This window comes from Leucobacter sp. M11 (assembly GCF_035726885.1).
Taxonomy (GTDB): Bacteria; Actinomycetota; Actinomycetes; order Actinomycetales; family Microbacteriaceae; genus JAPFRB01.
Genome location: NZ_JAPFRB010000008.1, coordinates 49,291 through 50,433, shown reverse-complemented (window position 1 = coordinate 50,433; position 1,143 = coordinate 49,291). Strand labels below are relative to the sequence as shown.

General features: G+C 73.7%; 1 protein-coding gene. It reads left to right on the top strand.

Going from position 1 to position 1,143, the window contains the following annotated elements:
• Nucleotides 1-82: 82 nt before the first annotated feature.
• A partial coding sequence (locus OOT08_RS18690) for an ABC transporter ATP-binding protein (RefSeq protein WP_325094406.1) occupies nt 83-1,143 on the top strand: 1,061 nt, incomplete at its 3' end.

Genomic DNA, 1,143 nt, shown 5'->3' with positions numbered 1-1,143 from the left:
ATCCCGGTCACCGTCACCGGCCAGGACGGCGGCTGGGTCCGGCTCGCCCCGGACGACCGCCTGGCGGAGGGGACGGCCCTGTATGTCTGGTGAGTTCGTGCCCGACCCGGCCGCCGAGCCCCTGATCGAGGTACGCGAGCTCACCCGGCGCTACGCGGGCGCGCACGGCGTCGAGGCCCTCAGCGGGGTATCCCTGACCGTGTACCCGGGGGAGTTCGTGGCGATCGTTGGCCCGTCCGGCACCGGAAAGTCGACGTTACTGAACATCCTCGGCCTCCTGGACCGGCCGAGCTCCGGCAGCTACCGCCTGCTCGGTCACGACACGACGACCCTGAACGAGCGAACCCGGGACCGCCTCCGGGCCACACAGATCGGTTTCGTGTTTCAGGATGCCCATCTCCTGCCCGACGCGAGCGCCGCGACAAACGCGGCGCTCGGGCTGAGCGTGCGCCGCGTGCCCAGGCGACTGCGTGCGGGCCGAACCGCGGCCGCGCTCAGGCGCTTCGGGCTCGGCGGTCGGTCCCGGGCACTCGGCAGACAGCTCTCCGGGGGAGAGCGGCAGCGCGTCGCCCTGGCGCGAGCCGTCTCGGGCCGCCCCGCGCTGGTCCTTGCCGACGAGCCGACCGGAGCGCTGGACCGGGCGAACGCGGCGAACACGGTCCGGGCGCTGAAGGAATTGCAGCGCGACGGGATCACGATCATCGTGATCACCCACGACCTGGAAATAGCCGCCTCCGCCGACCGGGTCCTCACGCTCGAGGACGGGTCCATCACCGAGGCGGGCACGGGGAGCGGCCGGGAAGCGCCCCCGCCCGAGGAGCGCACCGCCCAGGGGGCGGACGCCGCCGACGGCGCAGAGCCGAGCGACTGGCCGCGGCAGGGCTGGCTCGCCTCGGCGCGGGACGACCTCGCCGAAGCCGTGAACTCGCACACCGCCCACCTGGGGCGGGCGGCGCTGATCACCCTGGCGTTCTTCCTGGGCACCGGCGGGCTCGTCCTCGCGCTCGGACTGAACCAGAGCGTCGCGACGCAGATCGCCGATCGCTTCGGCTCGGCGGCGGGTCAGGAGCTGCGGGTCGCGCTCCCGGACACGACCGAACCGGGCGCGCCCCCCAGCTTCCCCGAGGTCTTTGCCGAGTCGGA